The 20,168-nt window shown below is 62.8% G+C and carries 12 protein-coding genes and 2 rRNA genes; 6 read left to right on the forward strand and 8 right to left on the reverse strand.

Features of this window, described 5'->3' with window-relative positions; all coding sequences use genetic code 11:
- Positions 1-143: 143 nt before the first annotated feature.
- From N2K99_RS10840 to N2K99_RS10860, 5 genes are all read right to left on the reverse strand, one after another.
- Positions 144-3,278 (reverse strand): 23S ribosomal RNA (locus N2K99_RS10840).
- Between the two features lie 527 nt (positions 3,279-3,805).
- Positions 3,806-5,333: ribosomal RNA gene (locus tag N2K99_RS10845) — 16S ribosomal RNA — on the reverse strand.
- The 16S and 23S rRNA genes sit together here, the layout of an rRNA operon.
- A 643-nt stretch (positions 5,334-5,976) precedes the next feature.
- The gene (locus tag N2K99_RS10850; RefSeq protein ID WP_374200036.1) at positions 5,977-6,765 is read right to left on the reverse strand and encodes an MBL fold metallo-hydrolase; all 789 of its coding nucleotides are present in this window, start codon (positions 6,763-6,765) and stop codon (positions 5,977-5,979) included.
- Between the two features lie 7 nt (positions 6,766-6,772).
- Positions 6,773-7,879, reverse strand: coding sequence for a branched-chain amino acid aminotransferase (locus N2K99_RS10855; RefSeq protein WP_227918194.1), 1,107 nt, complete (start codon positions 7,877-7,879; stop codon positions 6,773-6,775).
- Positions 7,880-7,940: 61 nt separating this feature from the next.
- Positions 7,941-9,005 (reverse strand): 3-isopropylmalate dehydrogenase, encoded by a 1,065-nt coding sequence (locus N2K99_RS10860; protein ID WP_227918195.1) that lies wholly within the window; start codon positions 9,003-9,005, stop codon positions 7,941-7,943.
- A gap of 145 nt (positions 9,006-9,150) precedes the next feature.
- On the opposite strand from N2K99_RS10860, the gene N2K99_RS10865 reads away from it, so the two are divergent.
- From N2K99_RS10865 to N2K99_RS10890, 6 genes are all read left to right on the forward strand, one after another.
- On the forward strand, positions 9,151-10,341 hold the full coding sequence (locus N2K99_RS10865) for a sensor histidine kinase (RefSeq protein WP_227933221.1): 1,191 nt from the start codon (positions 9,151-9,153) through the stop codon (positions 10,339-10,341).
- 113 nt (positions 10,342-10,454) lie between these two features.
- Positions 10,455-11,069 carry a response regulator transcription factor gene (locus tag N2K99_RS10870; RefSeq protein ID WP_312847336.1) on the forward strand — a complete coding sequence of 205 codons (615 nt, stop codon included), beginning with the start codon at positions 10,455-10,457 and terminating at the stop codon, positions 11,067-11,069.
- A 4-nt stretch (positions 11,070-11,073) separates the two neighbouring features.
- On the forward strand, positions 11,074-11,388 hold the full coding sequence (locus N2K99_RS10875) for an MmcQ/YjbR family DNA-binding protein (RefSeq protein ID WP_227918198.1): 315 nt from the start codon (positions 11,074-11,076) through the stop codon (positions 11,386-11,388).
- Positions 11,389-11,455: 67 nt separating this feature from the next.
- Positions 11,456-12,226, forward strand: coding sequence for an ABC transporter ATP-binding protein (locus tag N2K99_RS10880; protein ID WP_227933220.1), 771 nt, complete (start codon positions 11,456-11,458; stop codon positions 12,224-12,226).
- A gap of 2 nt (positions 12,227-12,228) precedes the next feature.
- A complete protein-coding gene (locus N2K99_RS10885) occupies positions 12,229-14,733 on the forward strand; it encodes an ABC transporter permease (RefSeq protein WP_227933219.1) in 2,505 nt (834 codons plus the stop codon).
- Between the two features lie 111 nt (positions 14,734-14,844).
- The gene (locus N2K99_RS10890) at positions 14,845-15,348 is read left to right on the forward strand and encodes a hypothetical protein (protein WP_227918201.1); all 504 of its coding nucleotides are present in this window, start codon (positions 14,845-14,847) and stop codon (positions 15,346-15,348) included.
- A gap of 64 nt (positions 15,349-15,412) precedes the next feature.
- On the opposite strand, the gene metG is transcribed toward N2K99_RS10890, so the two are convergent.
- From metG to ilvC, 3 genes are all read right to left on the reverse strand, one after another.
- Complete coding sequence (gene metG, locus N2K99_RS10895) at positions 15,413-16,978, reverse strand: methionine--tRNA ligase (protein ID WP_227933218.1); 1,566 nt, start codon at positions 16,976-16,978, stop codon at positions 15,413-15,415.
- 333 nt (positions 16,979-17,311) lie between these two features.
- Complete coding sequence (gene serA, locus N2K99_RS10900) at positions 17,312-18,955, reverse strand: phosphoglycerate dehydrogenase (protein ID WP_227933217.1); 1,644 nt, start codon at positions 18,953-18,955, stop codon at positions 17,312-17,314.
- Between the two features lie 136 nt (positions 18,956-19,091).
- Positions 19,092-20,117, reverse strand: coding sequence for a ketol-acid reductoisomerase (gene ilvC / locus N2K99_RS10905; RefSeq protein ID WP_227918204.1), 1,026 nt, complete (start codon positions 20,115-20,117; stop codon positions 19,092-19,094).
- Positions 20,118-20,168 lie beyond the last annotated feature (51 nt).

Here is a 20,168-nt window from a genome sequence, read left to right on the forward strand (position 1 = left end):
ACAAGGGGCAAGGATTCGGTGTTCCAGGGCAGCAACCAACGGTTGTTGTCCGGGAACCACATAGTGGACGCAAGCAGCATGATCTAACAACACCCTTTATACTTTGACGGACCGTTTGAAGTCGTGTCCGTCCAGGTGCTGGTGTGGTGTAAGTTATCGGCCTATTAGTACCGGTCAGCTTCACGGGTCTTTAGTCCCCGCTTCCACATCCGGCCTATCAACCCAGTGGTCTGGCTGGGGGCCTCTCACACACAAGGTGTATGGAAATCTCATCTCGAAGCGGGCTTCCCGCTTAGATGCTTTCAGCGGTTATCCCATCCGAACGTAGCTAATCAGCGGTGCACTTGGCAGTACAACTGACACACCAGAGGTTCGTCCGTCCCGGTCCTCTCGTACTAAGGACAGCCCTTCTCAAATTTCCTGCGCGCGCAGCGGATAGGGACCGAACTGTCTCACGACGTTCTAAACCCAGCTCGCGTACCGCTTTAATGGGCGAACAGCCCAACCCTTGGGACCTACTCCAGCCCCAGGATGCGACGAGCCGACATCGAGGTGCCAAACCATGCCGTCGATATGGACTCTTGGGCAAGATCAGCCTGTTATCCCCGAGGTACCTTTTATCCGTTGAGCGACGGCCATTCCACAATGTACCGCCGGATCACTAGTCCCGACTTTCGTCCCTGCTCGAGATGTCTCTCTCACAGTCAAGCTCCCTTGTGCACTTACACTCGACACCTGATTGCCAACCAGGCTGAGGGAACCTTTGGGCGCCTCCGTTACTCTTTAGGAGGCAACCGCCCCAGTTAAACTACCCATCAGGCACTGTCCCTGACCCGGATTACGGGCCGAAGTTAGATATCCAGTATGACCAGAGTGGTATTTCAACGATGACTCCACCCGAACTGGCGTCCGGGTCTCACAGTCTCCCACCTATCCTACACAAGCCACACCGAACACCAATACCAAACTATAGTAAAGGTCTCGGGGTCTTTCCGTCCTGCTGCGCGTAACGAGCATCTTTACTCGTACTGCAATTTCGCCGAGTTTATGGTTGAGACAGCGGGGAAGTCGTTACTCCATTCGTGCAGGTCGGAACTTACCCGACAAGGAATTTCGCTACCTTAGGATGGTTATAGTTACCACCGCCGTTTACTGGGGCTTAAATTCCCAGCTTCGCCCGTAAGGGCTAACCGGTCCTCTTAACCTTCCAGCACCGGGCAGGAGTCAGTCCGTATACATCGTCTTGCGACTTCGCACGGACCTGTGTTTTTAGTAAACAGTCGCTTCCCCCTGGTCTCTGCGGCCCCGATCCCCTCCGGACAGCAAGTGTCCATCAAGGTTGGGGCCCCCCTTCTCCCGAAGTTACGGGGGCATTTTGCCGAGTTCCTTAACCATAATTCTCTCGATCGCCTTAGTATTCTCTACCTGATCACCTGTGTCGGTTTGGGGTACGGGCGGCTGGAACCTCGCGCCGATGCTTTTCTAGGCAGCATAGGATCACCGGATCCCCCCGTGAGGGGGTCCCGTCGGATCTCAGGTTCGTCATCAAAGACACCGTGACGGATTTACCTATCACGGACCCTACGTCCTTAGACCAGGTCTACCATCGCCTGGCCCGGCTACCTTCCTGCGTCACACCTGTTAATACGCTTACCTCCCAGGATCAGGTCCCGTGCTCGGCCAAAACCCTCACACCACAAGGGTGATCGGGCAGGCTCCGGACGGTTAGTGTCCCCTGCTTGGTATGGGCGGTTCTTCGCCGGTACGGGAATATCAACCCGTTGTCCATCGACTACGCCTGTCGGCCTCGCCTTAGGTCCCGACTTACCCAGGGCAGATTAGCTTGACCCTGGAACCCTTGATCATTCGGCGGACGGGTTTCTCACCCGTCTTTCGCTACTCATGCCTGCATTCTCACTCGTGTAGGCTCCACCACTGGTTTACACCGCAGCTTCACTGCCCACACGACGCTCCCCTACCACTCCAGACGACTGAACCACGAAGGCTTATCTATATCTGAAATCCACAACTTCGGCGGTGTACTTGAGCCCCGCTACATTGTCGGCGCGGAATCACTTGACCAGTGAGCTATTACGCACTCTTTCAAGGGTGGCTGCTTCTAAGCCAACCTCCTGGTTGTCTGGGCAACTCCACATCCTTTCCCACTTAGCACACGCTTAGGGGCCTTAGTTGGTGGTCTGGGCTGTTTCCCTCTCGACTATGAAGCTTATCCCCCACAGTCTCACTGCTGCGCTCTCACTTACCGGCATTCGGAGTTTGGCTGACGTCAGTAACCTTGTAGGGCCCATTAGCCATCCAGTAGCTCTACCTCCGGTAAGAAACACGCAACGCTGCACCTAAATGCATTTCGGGGAGAACCAGCTATCACGGAGTTTGATTGGCCTTTCACCCCTACCCACAGCTCATCCCCTCCATTTTCAACTGAAGTGGGTTCGGTCCTCCACGACGTCTTACCGTCGCTTCAACCTGGCCATGGGTAGATCACTCCGCTTCGGGTCTAGATCACGCCACTGCATCGCCCTATTCAGACTCGCTTTCGCTACGGCTTCCCCTCACGGGTTAACCTCGCGACGTAACACTAACTCGCAGGCTCATTCTTCAAAAGGCACGCTGTCACAGCAATCAGAGCTGCTCCAACGGTTTGTAGGCACACGGTTTCAGGTACTATTTCACTCCCCTCCCGGGGTACTTTTCACCTTTCCCTCACGGTACTTGTCCGCTATCGGTCATCAGGGAGTATTTAGGCTTACCAGGTGGTCCTGGCAGATTCGCACGGGATTTCTCGGGCCCCGTGCTACTTGGGATCCTCTCCAAGCGGCAGCATGCATTCCGGTTACGGGGCTAACACCCTCTACGGCCCGGCTTTCAAACCGGTTCACCTATACATCTGCACTCACTTCACCGATCCGGCAGAATCGGTACGGAAAGTCCCGCAACCCCAGTGATGCAACGCCCGCCGGCTATCACACACCACTGGTTTAGCCTCTTCCGCGTTCGCTCGCCACTACTAACGGAATCACTGTTGTTTTCTCTTCCTGTGGGTACTGAGATGTTTCACTTCCCCACGTTCCCTCCACGCACCCTATGTGTTCAGATGCGGGTCACCCGGTCACTCGCGCGCCGGGCGGGGTTTCCCCATTCGGACATCCTGGGATCAAAGTTCGGTTATCAACTCCCCCAGGCTTATCGCAGATTCCTACGTCCTTCTTCGGCTCCTGATGCCAAGGCATCCACCGTGTGCCCTTAAAAACTTGACCACAAAAGATCAATTTATTATCGCTATCGAGAAAACCACGGTCTCACCAGGCACCCTGTAAGGGGCACCCGGATCTACCAGGTTTTTCTGAAATTGCACTTAATATTTTAAGATGCTCGCGTCCACTATGTAGTTCTCAAACAACAACCCCGTCACACCCGTCCCCGCACCCGGCAACCCCGCAAGGGACTGCCAACGACACGGTTCCGGCCTGCGCAGGAACAAACAGAAACAAACCGGCAAACCCGCGGTACCTCCCCTTGGAAAGGAGAAGACCCGGGTGCCTGTTGCTTCAGGACCCAACAGTGTGCCAAACGACTAACCGGTCTTACCAGGGCCGCAGAGGAGGTTCCAGGAACCCTCCAAGGAGGGAACGTACTGATCCGTTGCGGCCGGCATGCCGGCGCCTATCCATTGATATTCCACCCTTGAGCACCCACCGGAGAACATATGTCTCCGATATGGGCATCTCCTGCAAAGCACACATCCAACACTGTGGAAGGACATGGTCTTCGAGGTGCTCCTTAGAAAGGAGGTGATCCAGCCGCACCTTCCGGTACGGCTACCTTGTTACGACTTAGTCCCAATCGCCGGTCCCACCTTCGACGGCTCCCTCCCACAAGGGGTTAGGCCACCGGCTTCGGGTGTTACCAACTTTCGTGACTTGACGGGCGGTGTGTACAAGGCCCGGGAACGTATTCACCGCAGCGTTGCTGATCTGCGATTACTAGCGACTCCAACTTCATGAGGTCGAGTTGCAGACCTCAATCCGAACTGAGACCGGCTTTTTGGGATTAGCTCCACCTCACAGTATCGCAACCCTTTGTACCGGCCATTGTAGCATGCGTGAAGCCCAAGACATAAGGGGCATGATGATTTGACGTCGTCCCCACCTTCCTCCGAGTTGACCCCGGCAGTCTCCTATGAGTCCCCGCCATAACGCGCTGGCAACATAGAACGAGGGTTGCGCTCGTTGCGGGACTTAACCCAACATCTCACGACACGAGCTGACGACAACCATGCACCACCTGTAAACCGGCCACAAGTGGGGGACCTGTTTCCAGGCCTTTCCGGTTCATGTCAAGCCTTGGTAAGGTTCTTCGCGTTGCATCGAATTAATCCGCATGCTCCGCCGCTTGTGCGGGCCCCCGTCAATTCCTTTGAGTTTTAGCCTTGCGGCCGTACTCCCCAGGCGGGGCACTTAATGCGTTAGCTACGGCGCGGAAAACGTGGAATGTCCCCCACACCTAGTGCCCAACGTTTACGGCATGGACTACCAGGGTATCTAATCCTGTTCGCTCCCCATGCTTTCGCTCCTCAGCGTCAGTTAATGCCCAGAGACCTGCCTTCGCCATCGGTGTTCCTCCTGATATCTGCGCATTTCACCGCTACACCAGGAATTCCAGTCTCCCCTACATCACTCTAGTCTGCCCGTACCCACTGCAGACCCGGGGTTGAGCCCCGGGCTTTCACAGCAGACGCGACAAACCGCCTACGAGCTCTTTACGCCCAATAATTCCGGATAACGCTTGCGCCCTACGTATTACCGCGGCTGCTGGCACGTAGTTAGCCGGCGCTTCTTCTGCAGGTACCGTCACTTTCGCTTCTTCCCTGCTGAAAGAGGTTTACAACCCGAAGGCATTCGTCCCTCACGCGGCGTCGCTGCATCAGGCTTCCGCCCATTGTGCAATATTCCCCACTGCTGCCTCCCGTAGGAGTCTGGGCCGTGTCTCAGTCCCAGTGTGGCCGGTCACCCTCTCAGGCCGGCTACCCGTCGTCGCCTTGGTGGGCCATTACCCCAACCAACAAGCTGATAGGCCGCGAGTCCATCCAAAACCGCATAAAGCTTTCCACGGACCGCCATGCGGTGGTCCGTTGTATCCGGTATTAGACCCGGTTTCCCAGGCTTATCCCGAAGTCAGGGGCAGGTTACTCACGTGTTACTCACCCGTTCGCCACTAATCATTCTGTGCAAGCACAGAAGTCATCGTTCGACTTGCATGTGTTAAGCACGCCGCCAGCGTTCATCCTGAGCCAGGATCAAACTCTCCGTAAATGTGTTACAGACACAGTGCCGAAGCCAAGGAAAATTGGCTGCAGACACTGCACTAAATTCGAAACCGGCTAAAAAAACCGTCCCATACCCACGGGGTGGGCGGAAACGGCCTGTTCAACCAATCAAAATAAATTGGTATCAATAAACTTGGCACACTATTGAGTTCTCAAACAACAGACGCAATCCGAAAATACTCGGGAAAACAATGTTTTCCTTTTCTTCTTCGCTGCAATGTTTTATATCTTATTCCATTCCGGCGTTATTTGCAATTCGCGGTTTCCCTTGTCGGGAGCCCGTGAGAAGCGTTTTACGCCGTTCCGGACCCAGCATCCAACGGAGTCTTTCCACCGGCCCTGCAAAGGGCGCGCACTGGTTGGACTCTGTTTTTTGTTGGGGTTTGGCCGCCATGCTCGGGCGCTTTTCCAGCGTCCCGGCCGCGGCGACTCATGTAACTTTACACATCGCTTCCGGTCCTTGCAAACCGGATCGGAGTGACCTGCCGCACTGGGCCCGGGAACGGTTTTCCGTCCCCTGCCCTGCAACCGATGTTTCCATTTTAGGACTGTCCGGTTGCCCCCATGCAAGCCGGCAGCCGGTTTTCCTCGTCACACCGTACGGACGTCTCCGGGCCCGGCGGCCTTCGTCAGCTGCGCTTCCGCAGATAGGCGAGCTGCGCGGCCACCGAGAGCTCCGCGGCACCGCGGACGTTCGCCGGCACATCGGAGTAGACCAGGTCAGCGATCTCCCCCGCACCGGTGTCCGGCCCGGCTTGTTCCAGGGCTGCCCGGATCTGCTCCAGACGCTCTTCGCGGTGGTCGCGGTAGGTCAGGACCAGGGAACTGAGGTCCGCCTGGGCCGGCCCGTGTCCGGGAAGGACCATGGCCGGTCCAAGGTTAGAGAGCATATCCAGCGTGTCCAGATAATCGCCGAGGGTTCCGTCCGGGTAATCCAGCACGGTAGTCCCCCGCCCCAGAATGGTGTCCCCCGTCAGGACGGAACCGTTGGTGCCGTCGTCGGGAAGCCAGAAGCACACCGAATCGGACGTGTGGCCCGGAGCCGCAAGGACCCGGATGTCCACGCCCGCGGCAGAGATCACTTCATCAGCCGCCAGCGGTTTGCCTGACACACAGAAAGCGGGATCGAAGGCCCGCACCGGAGCGCCGGTCAGTTCGGCGAACCGCCGGCTGGCCTCCGTGTGATCGGAATGCCGGTGGGTAATGAGCACCAGCTCGACGGTTCCGGCATCCGCCAGGGCCTGCAGATGCCCTTCGTCCTGTGGACCCGGGTCCACAACCACCGTGCTTCCGGATCCGGGGGCAGCCACGATGTAGCTGTTGGTGCCGTCCAGCGACATGGGGCCCGGGTTCGGCGCCAGCCTTACGCGGGTCAGGTCACTGCTGCGGACCACTCCGGATTCCGGAAGCATGGGCATGGTCTTCCTAGGCCAGGCGGGTCAGCCAGCCGTGGGTATCCTCCACGGTGCCGGTCTGGATGCCGAGCAGCTGCTCGCGGATGGACATGGTGACCTCGCCGGGCTTGGAGTCGGCGGAGCCGATGACCTCGTCCTCGGACTTGAGCTGGCCAATCGGGGTGATGACGGCGGCCGTGCCGCAGGCGAAGACTTCGGTGATGTCGCCGGAGGCAATGCCTTCGCGCCATTCGTCCAGGGTGATCTTTCGTTCCTGGACGTCCATGCCGCGGTCGCGGCCCAGCTGCAGCACGGAAGAGCGGGTAATGCCGTGCAGGATGGTGCCGGACAGGGCGGGCGTGACCAGGCGGCCGTCCTTGAAGACGAAGAAGACGTTCATGCCGCCCAGTTCTTCAACGGCGTTGTCATTGAATTCGTCCAGGAACAGCACCTGCTTGCAGCCGTTCGCTTCGCCTTCCATCTGGGCGATGAGCGACGCCGCGTAGTTACCTCCGCATTTGGCTTCCCCGGTGCCGCCGCGGCCTGCGCGGGCGTATTTGGTGGAGAGCCAGATGGATACAGGCTTCAGTTCCCCGCCGAAGTAGTTTCCGGCCGGGGAAGCAATGACGCGGTAGGACACCTCGCGGGCAGGACGCACGCCGAGGAAGGCCTCGGTGGCGATCATGAACGGACGCAGGTACAGCGCAGCGCCTTCACCGTCCGGGATCCAGTCCTTATCCAGTGCCACCAGCTGGCGGATGGACTCCAGGAAGAGTTCCTCGGGCAGTTCGGGCAGGGCAAGCCGGCGGGCGGAAAGGTTCAGGCGAGCGGCGTTGGCTTCCGGACGGAAACTCACCACTGAGCCGTCTGCATGGCGGTAGACCTTCAGGCCCTCGAAAATCTCCTGGCCGTAGTGCAGCACGCCGGCGGCAGGATCAATGGAGATGGGGCCGTAGGGCTCAATGCGGGCGTTCTGCCACTCCTGCTCGCCGGACTCCCCCGCCTTCCAGTCAATGACGGCGGTGTGGTCGGTGAAGTAGTCGCCGAACCCGGGGTTTGCCAGGATGGCTGCACGCTCGGCGGCGGGCTTGGGATTGGTGGAAAGCTCCTGGGAAAACTCCAGTGCGCTGACGGTCATGATTCCTCCACTGTGAACGGCAAAAACCCGTTCTACGACTGCTTATTGGCTATGCACGAGCTTATGACACTGCGGTGGCAATGGCATCGCCGACCTCAGCGGTGGTACGCCGCGTTCCGTCCCGCCCGGCAAGGTCCTTTTCCACTGCCCGCTCCACCCTGGCCGCTTCATTGTCGAAGCCGAGGTGCTGCAGCAGCAGCGCGGCCGAAAGAATGGCTGCAGTGGGATCGGCCTTTTGCTGCCCGGCGATATCCGGAGCGGAGCCGTGGACCGGCTCGAACATGGACGGAAAGGTCCGGTCCATGTTGATGTTTCCGGAGGCAGCCAGGCCGATCCCGCCGGTGATCGCCGCTGCGAGGTCCGTGATGATGTCGCCGAACAGGTTGTCGGTGACAATCACGTCGAAGCGTGACGGATCGCTCACCATAAAGATCGTTGCGGCATCCACGTGCAGATAGTCATGCGTCACCTCCGGGAACTCCGCGGCCACCTTCTCCACGGTGCGTTTCCAGAGCCTGCCGGCATTCACCAGTACGTTGTGCTTGTGGACCAGGGTCAGGTGGCGGCGCGGCCGGGCAGCGGCCCTGCGGAAGGCATCGCGGACCACCCGTTCCACGCCGTATGCGGTGTTCAGGGATACCTCGGTGGCGATTTCCTGCGGCGTGCCCTCCCGCAGCACTCCCCCGTTTCCGGCGTAGGGACCCTCGGTACCTTCGCGCACCACAATGAAGTCCACATTGCCCGGAGCAGAGAGCGGGCCGCGCACACCCGGGTACAGGCGGGACGGCCGCAGGTTGACGTAGTGGTCCAGGCTGAACCGCAGCTTCAGCAGCAGTTCGCGTTCAATCAGGCCGGACGGGACGAGCGTGTCCCCCGGTGCGGCACCCACGGCGCCGAACAGGATGGCATCGTGTCCCTTGAGTGCTTCCAGTGTGTGCTCCGGAAGCGTCTCTCCGGTTTCCAGCCAGTGCTCCGCCCCCAGCGGGTACTCCGTCAGCTCAAACCGGACGGGGCTGCCGCCGGTAACCGCCAGCAGCACCTTCACTGCTTCCGCGGTGACCTCAGGGCCAATCCCGTCTCCGGGGATGACGGCCAGGGAAATGGTTCGGGGTGTTTCGTCGCTCATGCTGCCCATCCTAGGAAACCGGTCCAGATACCGGGCAACCCGTCCCGCATCGTGGACACCCGGGACGGACCTCCGGGACGCCACCCCGGGAGTTCAACCCGCAGTATGACGCGCGGACGCCCGAACACCCCTAAAGTTGGTTTCCATGCTCGTGCACCGACGACTCTATGCCTGGCTGCAGGCGAACTCCGGGAAAGTGAACTTCTGGCAGGCAATCGCTGCCACGCTCATCTTCGCCGTCCCCTTCCTGCTGACGGGAGGAGGACAAAACGTCGAGTTCTTCCTGTCCGCGGCCATCTGCATGAGCCTGGCCTGGCGCCGCAGCCGCCCGGTGGCGGCAGCCGCCGTCCAAGCCGCTGCCTGTGTCCTCCAGCTTTTCCTGGTCCCGGTCACCGGCCTGCCGGCAGACATCTTCGTGCTGGTCACTGTGTATTCCCTGGCTGCCTTCGCCCCGCGCTGGGCGAGCATTGCCGGACTGGCCCTGGCCGCCATCGGCGGGGCACTCTTCCTGATCCGGTATATCTTCCCCGACATCGCCGGGGAGGGCACTTCCGTCATCGCCGTCATCGACCTCGTCGCCGTCGAAGCGGTGGTCCTGGTGGCATGGACGTTCGGCGACCTGACCCGCACCCGGCGGCTGGCCGTGCAGGCGCTCCAGGACCGGGCACATCGGCTCGAAGTGGAACGCGAACAGGAACGTGAACTCGCCGCCGCCGATGAGCGCAGCCATATCGCCCGGGAAATGCACGACATCGTGGCGCACTCACTCTCCGTGATCATCACCCAGGCCGACGGTGCCCGGTATGCGAGCGCCGAGGACCCGGAGATCGCACCGAAGACGCTGGGCGTCATTGCGGAAACGGGCCGTGGTTCCCTGCGGGAGATGCGCCGCCTGCTTGGCGTCCTGCGTGGCGATGAAGCCGCTTCCACCCGTCCCCTCCCTTCCCTCGCCGACCTCGAGGAACTGCTGGGAACGGTCAAGCGCAGCGGAATGGAAACCACCCTCAGCATCACGGGAACACCCCGCCGCCCCCTTCCTCCGGGGGCAGAGCTGACGGCGTACCGTGTGGTCCAGGAATCCCTGACGAACGTACTCAAACACGCGGGACGGGATGCGAGCGCCGAGGTCACCCTACGGTGGACTCCGGGCGGACTGGAACTGGGCGTCGACGACGACGGGCTGGGCGCGGCGTCGGCACTATACGACGACGGCGCCGGGCAGGGCATCAAGGGCATGGCCGAGCGGCTGTCCCTCTACGATGGAACGTTGAAGGCCGCCCCTGCGGCCGGCGGAGGATTCCGCGTTGAAGCATTCATTCCCTACACGGAGGCCTAGCACCAGTGCCGGATTCCCCCTGGACTGCAGCGTCCGACCCGTCCACCGAGCCCGCAGCCCGCATCCGGGTACTCCTCGTTGATGACCAGCAACTGGTGCGCGGCGGGTTCCGGATGCTGATCAATTCACAGCCGGACCTCAAGGTTGTTGCCGAAGCCGGTAACGGCCGCGAGGCGCTGGCCGCGCTGGCAGCCGTGTCTGCCGACGTCGTACTGATGGACGTGCGCATGCCCGGGATGGACGGCATCGAAGCCACCTCCCGGATTCTGGACGGAGACACCGGCGGCGGACCGAAGGTCGTAGTCCTGACCACCTTCGACCTGGACGAATACGCGCTCACCGCCATCCAGGCCGGTGCCAGCGGATTCCTCCTGAAGGACGCACCGCCCGAGGAACTCCTGGAGGCCATCCGGACCGTGTACCGCGGGGACGCCGTCATTGCACCGTCCACCACGCGGCGCCTGCTGGACCACGTCGCTCCACTGCTGCGCACGGCCGGTGCGCCGGGCAGCCGGCATGCCGACGCCGTCGCCTCCCTGACCCCGCGCGAACACGAGGTGTTCACCCTGATTGCGCAGGGCCTGTCCAATCCGGAAATCGCGGCGAAGCTGTACCTGTCCGAAGCCACCGTGAAAACCCATGTGGGACACATCCTGGCCAAGCTGGAGGCCCGGGACCGGGTCCAGGCCGTGGTCATTGCCTACGAGACGGGGATTGTCGCACCCTAGGGAGATGGTCACCGTCGACGACGTTCGCTCCATCTGCCTCTCCCTCCCCGGCGTGACGGAGCGCCTCAGCTGGAAGCAGCCGGCCTGGTTCGCCCGTACCCTGATGGCGCGGATGTGGGAGGAAGATGTCCTGACCGTGAAGAGCGCCGAACGTGAGGCGCTGGCGGCGCTGCAGCCGGACCTGTTCTATTGGACGCCGCACCACAACCGGTCCCCCTTGCTCCTCCTGGCCCGGCTGGAGCATCTGCCTCCGGACGAACTGTCCGAGCTGCTCCGCGAGTCCTACCGGCTGGCCGGCCCCCTTCCACCCACGGTATGAGACGGGGAGAAAAATGACCTCCTGCCCTCCGATGTAACCGCATGCGCCCCGGCAATACTGTGGCGGTATGACATCACTTGCACAGCATTCCCCTGCGGCCGGCTCCGGAAAACCGCGTCTCGCCGCCGCCGCACAGCTCCTGAACAAGACCTACGGAACCGGCGACACCCGCGTCCACGCCCTGAAGGACGTGGACGTAAGCTTCGAATCCGGTACGTTCACCGCCATCATGGGCCCCTCCGGCTCCGGAAAATCCACCCTGATGCACTGCCTGGCCGGCCTGGACACCGCAGACTCGGGCCGCATCTGGGTAGGCGGCACTGAAATCACCGGGCTGAAGGACGCCGAGCTCACCCGCCTTCGCCGCGACAGCGTCGGATTTGTGTTCCAGTCCTTCAACCTGGTGCCCACGCTGACCGCGGAGCAGAACATCACACTGCCGGTATCCCTGGCCAACGGCACCGTGGACCGTGAATGGCTGGACTTCATCACCGAAACCCTCGGCCTGCGGGACCGGCTTCGGCACCGCCCCCACGAGCTTTCCGGCGGCCAGCAGCAGCGCGTGGCGGTGGCCCGGGCCCTGCTGACGCGCCCGCATGTACTCTTCGGCGACGAACCCACCGGCAACCTGGACTCCAAGTCCGGCGCCGAGGTGCTCTCGCTCCTTCGCCGCTCCACCAAGGAGTTCGGCCAGAGCATCATCATGGTGACGCACGACCCCGTGGCCGCTTCCTATGCGGACCGTGTGCTCCTGATGAACGACGGCGCCCTGGTCGGGGAACTGGCACAGCCCACCCCCGAGTCCGTGCTCGCCGCCCTCACCAAGCTGGGGGCATAAGCATGCTGCAGGTAGCCCTGGCGCAGGTGCGCCTGAACGCCCGGCGGTTCATCGCCGTTTCCCTGGCGGTGCTGATAGCCGTCGGCTTCCTCACCGCCACCCTCATCATCAATTCCTCGTCCAAGGCCTCGCTGACGCAGAGCGTCGGGGAGGCGTACCGGAACGCCGATCTGCTCGTCACCAGGGATATGTACAGTGCGGACGCGGCCGTACTGGATGAAGAAACCGCCGCCCTGGTCCGGGACACCCCCGGCGTGGAGGGCATCTACGCGGCCCGGCAGTCCTACGTCGCCTTCGGCAAGGACCTGAACGTCGCCCAGCTGGGCAACACCTCTGAGCACGCGGACCTCTTCCCCGTGGACATACTCCAGGGAACGCTCCCGGTCGCTGACAACGAAGTGGCCGTGGACAAGGATACGGCCGAGCGCCAGGAGCTGACCGAGGGGTCGGTGCTACCCCTCACCGCCTTTATCGATGACCCCACAGGTGAGCAACAAACGGCCGAGCTCACGGTCACTGCCCTGGTGTCCGCGTCCAAGGACCCGCAGCTCATGGGAACCCCGCAGCTGTATTCGACCTCTGCGACGGCGGCTGAATTCGGTGAGCCCGAGTCCGGTTTCACCAGTATCCAGGTGGCACTGGCCGACGGCGCCTCAGTGGAGGACGTCCGCGCAGCACTGGAGCAGGACATCAGCGGCCTGGAGGGTGTGTACGTCCGCACCGCGCAGGAACAGACGGACGCTGTGGTTGCCTCCTTCACCGGAGGGGAGGACATCCTCACCACCATCCTGCTGGCCTTCGCTGCCGTGGCCCTGCTGGTCTGTGCCCTTGTGGTCTCCAATACCTTTTCGGTGCTGGTGGCCCAGCGCACGCGGGAACTTGCCCTCCTCCGGTGCATTGGCGCCGCCCGCTCGCAGATCCGCCGCTCCGTCATCGTGGAAGCACTGATCGTTGGCATCGTGGCCTCAGTTGCCGGGGTCCTCGCAGCCATTACACTCGTTGGCGGCATTATCGCCTACCTGAAAACCATCCCGGAGAGCGGCTTCGCAACGCTTTCGGTCTCCCCGCTGGCCGTCATCGCCGGACTGGGTGTCGGCATTCTGATGACAGTGCTGGCCTCGCTGGTTCCGGCACGCGCCGCCACCGCCGTAGCACCCCTTGCCGCACTGCGTCCGGCCGACGACGTCCGTGCCGGGACCCGGCGCGGCCGGGTCCGCCTGGGCATCGGCATGGTCCTGCTCGCCGGCGGCGCAGCACTGCTGGCTGTCGGAGCGGTGAAAGGCAACCTCCTGATTGCGTTGCCCGGCGGCATGCTGAGCTTTGTGGGCGTGCTGATGTGCGCCACCCTCTTTGTTCCTTCCCTGGTGCGTACCGTCGGCCGGATAGCCGCGCCGTTGGGCGTCCCGGGCAGACTGGCGGCACTCAATGCCGTCCGCAACCCCCAGCGCACCTCCGCCACCTCCTCCGCCCTGCTGATCGGCGTCACCCTGGTGACCATGATGATGACGGGTGCTGCAACCGTCCGGACCTCCCTCGACGACGTGCTGGCCGCCGAGTACCCGGTGGATATCAGCATCAGCGGGCCCTCCGACGAGTCGCCGTTCACCTCCACCGACGCCGAAGCTTCCGGTGCCGTGGAGGGCGTGGAGGAAGCGGTGCTGGTTCCGCCGGCTGGCATGACCGAGACGGAATACGGACCGTACGGTGTGTATGCGCTGGACCCTGCCGACGCGGCGAAGGTACTGCAGGATTCCGCCCTGGTACTGGAGTCAGGCGTCATCCTGATGCCGCAGGGAACCTCGGAAAAAACACTTACGGTTCAGGGTGCGTCCAAGAGCGTCGAGCTGAAGGTGGTGGTTTCACGAAGCAGCCAGATGCAGCCGCTGATCAGCGCCTCCACGGCCGAAGCCCTCGGCGGCCTGCCCGCCTCGGCGGCGGAAGACATGTATCCCCCGCAGCCACAGTTGTGGCTTACAGCGGTCGACGGCCTGAACACCAACGAGCTGATGGACCTGCGCACCGACCTCGCCGCGGCGGTGGACGTGGAGGACTACGCAGTCTCGGGCTCGGCCATTGAGCGGGGGGCTTTTGAACAGGTCATCAACGTCCTGCTGATGGTGGTCACCGGACTGCTGGGAGTGGCAGTGGTGATTGCCCTGGTGGGTGTGGCCAACACCCTCTCCCTGTCTGTACTGGAACGCACCCGCGAGTCCTCACTGCTGCGCGCACTGGGCCTGACCCGGGGACAACTGCGCGGCATGCTCGCGCTGGAAGCCGTGCTGATCGCCGGGGTGGCCGCCCTGATGGGCAGCATCCTGGGCTCGCTCTACGGCTGGCTGGGAGCGGAATCCGCGCTGGGTTCCTTTACCACCGTGGCGTTGTCGCTGCCGTGGCTGCAGCTGGTCGCAGTCCTGGCCGTAGCACTCCTGGCCGGGTTGGCGGCGTCCGTGCTTCCCGCCCGCCGGGCGGCACGGCTCTCCCCCGTGGCGGGGCTGGCAGCGGACTAGCTCCTCGCGGTCCGGGCGCCGATCTGCAAGGATACTGAACAGGATGAATTACTAAGCAGGCTGAGTTCAGCCGGCACCACGAGATGCATCCGGACGACGTGAGGAGAGCACATGCAGCAGTTCCAGACGGAACACGAATCCCTGGCCGCTTATCTGGACGACCACCTGGTCGGGGCGGAAACGGGTGTCCGCCTGTTCACCGCCGCTCAGCGCACCTGGGAGGGATCCCCCTATGAGGAGACCTTCGCCCGTCTCGCGGAAGAGATTTCCGATGAACGTGACGAACTGGAATCCCTGATCCATGCGCTGGGCTATTCGCGCAGCAAGGTGAAGGCGGCTGCGGCCATGGTGGGGGCCGCAGCCGGCAAGCTGGGTCCGCTGAATCCGCTCAGCACCGGCGGCGGTGCCACGGGACAGCTGGAACTGGAGTCCCTGCAGTCCCTGGTCCGGATGAAGGAATCCCTGTGGCGGACCCTGCTGGTGCTCTCGGCCAAGGACCCCCGGTTCAATACGGCCCGCCTGCAGGAACTCACCGAAACCGCCCGCCGGCAGCAGGAAGACGTTGCCGGCGTGATGGAACGGACGGCCGCAGAGCGGTTCCTCGAATCCGCCTAACCTGCTTGACCTGCCCAGTAGGACAAAAACACCCCCGGCAACCTGCCGGGGGTGTTTTTATGTCTTAGGCCTGTTCGGCCGGTTCCTCGTACTTCGGGAAGATGGGGGTCGGAGCCGGCAGTCCGGTGCCCGGCACCAGCGGAGTGCCGATGGCCGTGAACTGGCGGGCGTCCCCGTCGGGCTGGCCCAGGACGGTGAGCAGCTTAGCCGCACTTTCCGGCATCACCGGCTGGATCAGGATGGCCACCATGCGCAGCACCTCGAGGGTCACGTAGAGCACGGTGTTCATGCGCTCGACGTCGGTCTTCCGCAGCACCCACGGTGCCTGATCGGCGAAGTAGGCGTTGGTGTCGCCGAGGACCTTCCAGGTGGCTTCCAGTGCGCCGTGGAAATCCTGGACCTCGTAGGCCTCGCGGGAGATCTGCAGCAGGTTTCCGGCCGCTTCCAGCAGCGCAGTGTCCTCAGGGGTGAACGCTCCGGGCTGCGGCACCGCTGCGCCGCAGTTCTTGGCCACCATGGACAGTGAGCGCTGGGCGAGGTTGCCCAGGTTGTTGGCGAGGTCGGAATTCATCCGCCCGACGACGGCGTCGTGGTTGTAGGAGCCGTCCGCGCCGAAGGGCACCTCGCGCAGCAGGAAGAACCGCACCGAGTCCAGGCCGTACTGCTCGGCCCAGGCCTTCGGAGCCACCACGTTGCCCAGGGACTTGGACATCTTAACGCCCTTGTTGTGCAGGAAGCCGTGGATCATGATCCGCCGAGGCAGCTCCAGCTTGGCGGACATCAGGAACGCCGGCCAGAAGATGGCGTGGAAGCGGGAGATGTCCTTGCCGATCACGTGCACATCGGCCGGCCAGTACTTCTTGAACGCTTCGCTTTCGGTATCCGGGAAGCCGACGCCGGTGAGGTAGTTGGTCAAGGCATCCACCCACACGTACATCACGTGGTCCGGGTTGCCCGGCACGGGAACACCCCAGTCGAAGGTGGTCCGGGAAATGGAGAGGTCCTCCAGGCCGCCCTTGACGAAGCTGATGACCTCGTTGAACCGCGAGCGCGGGGCTGCGAAGTCCGGCTGGGACTCGTACAGGGCCAGCAGCCGGTCCTGGTAGGCGGAGAGGCGGAAGAAGTAGCTTTCCTCTTCCGTCCAGGTCACCTCGGTGTCGGTTTCCTTGGAGTAACGGACGCCGTCGTCGCGGACCTCGGTCTCGTCCTCGGTGTAGTACGCCTCATCCCGTACGGAGTACCAGCCGGAGTACTTGGAGAGGTAGATGTCGCCGTTCTCCTCCATCCGCTTCCAGATGGCCTGCGCAGCGGCGTAGTGGTCGGCGTCGGTGGTGCGGATGAACCGGTCGTAGGAGGTGCCCATGTCGGCTTCCATCTGCTTAAAGGCGGCGGAGTTGCGGTCCGCGAGTTCCTTGGCGGTAACGCCTTCCTTGTCCGCGGACTGCTGCATCTTCAGGCCGTGCTCGTCCGTGCCCGTCATAAAGAACACGTCGTAGCCGTCGAGGCGCTTGAAGCGGGCCATGGCGTCCGTGGCGATGTGCTCGTAGGCGTGCCCGATGTGGGGTTCGCCGTTCGGGTAGGAGATGGCCGTGGTGATGTAGAACGGGGTCTTGGAATCGGAAGAAGTCACATAAGAAAATTACCCTGTTTTAGCGGGACTTGTCGCTTCGGTCCTGTCCGGCGGGCGAGGCCCGGAAGGACGACGGTGTAAAAAAGGCTGATGGTGCACGCCGTTCCCACGATGCTGCGGTAAGGCAACCAGGAGTCCCCCTGCGGCAGGAGGACTCGCTCGGCCCGATACACGCCGCCAGCAGCAGGGCGCCCGCCGTCCAGGGCCGCTCGTGCGGCGGCCTGGCCTGCTCCGCCGGGGACTGTGACATGGCCCCAGCGTAGCGAGAAGGCCGGCCCCTTCGGGACCGGCCTTCCGGTGTGCTGCGCTGCCCTCCGGACAGTGGCTGTGCTGCTAGTCCTGCAGGTCCACCTCGCGGGCCACGGTGGCACCGATTTCGAGCTTCAGTGCCTCCAGCACGTCCTGCGGCACCGAGGAATCCACGGTCAGCAGGGACAGGGCCTGGCCGCCCTCCGAGTTGCGGGCCACCTGCATGCCGGCAATGTTGATCTCCTTTTCGCCCAGGACCCGGCCCAAGGCGCCGATGACGCCGGGACGGTCCTGGTAGATCAGCACAATGAGGTGCTCGCTGATGGGGATTTCCAGGTCGTAGCCGTTCACGCCCACGAGCTTCTGGATCTGCTTCGGACCCGTAAGGGTTCCGGAGACCTCAAGCCGGGTCCCGTCGGACAGGGCGCCGCGGATGGTCAGCAGGTTGCGGTAGTCATCCACGTCCGGGGTGGTCAGCAGCCGGACCTCGATGCCGCGCTGTTCGGCGAGGACCGGAGCATTCACGTAGGAGACCTGCTCGGACACGATGTCCGTGAAGATCCCCTTCAGCGCCGCCAGCTCCAGTGCCTTCACATCAAGGGCGGCAATTTCTCCGGCTACTTCGATGTCGATGGCGGTCACGGAGTCGGAGGCCAGAGCAGTGAAGATCCGGCCCAGCTTTTCGATGAGCGGGATGCCGGGCCGAACGTCCTCGGCAATGACGCCGCCGGCAACATTCACGGCGTCGGGCACCAATTCCCCGGCCAGGGCCAGGCGGACGGACTTCGCCACCGAGATGCCGGCCTTTTCCTGGGCTTCGGCGGTGGAGGCACCCAGATGCGGGGTGACCACCACGTTGTCCAGGGCGAAGAAGGGCAGGTCGGTGCTGGGTTCCTTGACGAACACGTCCACGCCGGCGCCGGCGATCTTTCCTGCCTGCAGTGCCTCGAACAGGGCCGCTTCGTCCACGAGGCCGCCGCGGGCCACGTTCACCACGTAGGCGGTGTCCTTCATCTTCTCGAACGCCTCGGCGCCGAGCATGCCCAGGGTTTCCGGGGTCTTGGGCATGTGGATGGTGACGAAGTCCGACTCGGCGAGCAGCTCATCCAGGGACACCAGCCGGACATTCAGCTGGGCGGCGCGGGCGGAGGTGACGTACGGGTCATAGGCGAGGATCTCGGTGCCGAAGCCCTGCATGCGTGCGGCCACCAGGGCGCCGATGCGGCCCAGGCCGATGATGCCGATCTTCTTTTCGAACAGTTCGGTGCCGCTGTACTTGGAGCGCTTCCATTCGCCGTTCTTCAGGGCGGCGCTGGCCTGCGGAATGTTCCGGGCCAGGGACACGATGTGCCCCACCGTCAGTTCCGCCGCGGAGATGATGTTCGACGTCGGCGCGTTGACCACCATCACGCCGGCCTGGGTGGCGGCCTTGATATCCACGTTGTCCAGGCCCACGCCGGCCCGGGCAATAACCTTGAGGTTCCTGGCGGCAGCGATCGCTTCGGCATCCACCTGCGTGGCGGACCGCACGAGGATGGCGTCGACGTCGGCAATCGCGGCCAGGAGCTGGGAGCGGTCGGCGCCGTCGGTGGTGCGGATGTCGAAGTCGGGGCCGAGGGCCTCGACGGTGGCGGGCGAGAGTTCCTCCGCAAGGAGTACGACTGGTTTGGTGGCAGACACCGATGACCTCTTTACACTTGGAAGATTTCTTTGAAGATTTCTTTGCATTGGAAGATGTGATGGGGCATTTCGTGCAGGAGGCCGGACCCGTGGGGTCCGGCCTCCTTGCCGATTCGGCTTGCTTTTCGAGCTTATCGCGCAGGTGCGGGCGCAGGACGAATCGGCGCCGGAGATTACGGTCCGGCTAGCGGGCTACCGAACCCTCGGTGTAGTCGTCGTCATTCTTGATCCAGGAGAAGAGCTTGCGCAGTTCACGGCCGGTGGATTCGATGGGGTGATCTTCACCCTTCTTACGCAGTGCCTTGAACTCGGGGGCACCGGCGTCCTGGTCATCGATGAAGCGCTTGGCGAAGGCACCGTTCTGGATGTCGGCCAGGACGGCCTTCATGTTCTCCTTCACGTGCTCGTCGATGACGCGCGGGCCGGAGACGTAGTCGCCGTATTCGGCGGTGTCCGAGACGCTCCAGCGCTGCTTGGCGATGCCGCCTTCGACCATCAGGTCCACGATCAGCTTCAGTTCGTGCAGTACCTCGAAGTAGGCGACCTCCGGCTGGTAGCCGGCTTCGGTCAGCGTTTCGAAGCCGTACTGGATCAGCTGAGACGCGCCGCCGCAGAGGACCGCCTGCTCGCCGAAGAGGTCCGTTTCGGTTTCTTCGGTGAAGGTGGTTTCGATGACGCCGGCGCGGGTGCCGCCAATGGCCTTGGCGTAGGACAGGGCCAGTTCCTTGGCGGTTCCGGAGGGGTTCTGTTCCACGGCGATCAGGTCCGGGACGCCGCGGCCGGCTTCGAATTCGCGGCGCACAATGTGGCCCGGGCCCTTGGGTGCCACGAGCGCGACGTCGACGTCGGCCGGCGGCTGGATGTAGCCGTAGCGGATGTTGAAGCCGTGCCCGAAGAACAGGGCGTCGCCGGCCTGCAGGTTCGGGGCGATGTCCTCGGCGTAGACGAAACGCTGCACCTGGTCAGGGGTAAGCACCATGATCAGGTCCGCTTCGGCGACGGCGTCCGCCACGTTCAGCACCCGCAGGCCCTCGGCCTCTGCCTTGGCACGCGAGGCGGAACCTTCCTTGAGGCCCACGCGGACGTCCACGCCGGAGTCGCGCAGGCTGAGGGCATGGGCGTGGCCCTGGCTTCCGTAGCCGATGACGGCGACCGTACGGCCCTGGATGATCGACAGGTCTGCGTCGTCGTCGTAATACATGTCAGTCACTTTGGTTATCTCCTACTGGTGTCTACTGGTGTCTAAGGACAAGGGTCTGTG

The organism is Arthrobacter sp. zg-Y1110 (genome assembly GCF_025244865.1).
GTDB lineage: Bacteria > Actinomycetota > Actinomycetes > Actinomycetales > Micrococcaceae > Arthrobacter_B.

Coding starts and splice junctions, on each gene's coding strand:
- N2K99_RS10850 (WP_374200036.1), bottom strand. CDS start 6,765: ATGCCCATGCTTCCGGAATCCGGAGTGGTCCGCAGCAGTGACCTGACC.
- N2K99_RS10860 (WP_227918195.1), bottom strand. CDS start 9,005: ATGAGCGACGAAACACCCCGAACCATTTCCCTGGCCGTCATCCCCGGA.
- N2K99_RS10875 (WP_227918198.1), top strand. CDS start 11,074: ATGGTCACCGTCGACGACGTTCGCTCCATCTGCCTCTCCCTCCCCGGC.
- N2K99_RS10880 (WP_227933220.1), top strand. CDS start 11,456: ATGACATCACTTGCACAGCATTCCCCTGCGGCCGGCTCCGGAAAACCG.
- N2K99_RS10870 (WP_312847336.1), top strand. CDS start 10,455: ATGCTGATCAATTCACAGCCGGACCTCAAGGTTGTTGCCGAAGCCGGT.
- N2K99_RS10885 (WP_227933219.1), top strand. CDS start 12,229: ATGCTGCAGGTAGCCCTGGCGCAGGTGCGCCTGAACGCCCGGCGGTTC.
- N2K99_RS10855 (WP_227918194.1), bottom strand. CDS start 7,879: ATGACCGTCAGCGCACTGGAGTTTTCCCAGGAGCTTTCCACCAATCCC.
- N2K99_RS10890 (WP_227918201.1), top strand. CDS start 14,845: ATGCAGCAGTTCCAGACGGAACACGAATCCCTGGCCGCTTATCTGGAC.
- serA (WP_227933217.1), bottom strand. CDS start 18,955: ATGCAAAGAAATCTTCAAAGAAATCTTCCAAGTGTAAAGAGGTCATCG.
- N2K99_RS10865 (WP_227933221.1), top strand. CDS start 9,151: ATGCTCGTGCACCGACGACTCTATGCCTGGCTGCAGGCGAACTCCGGG.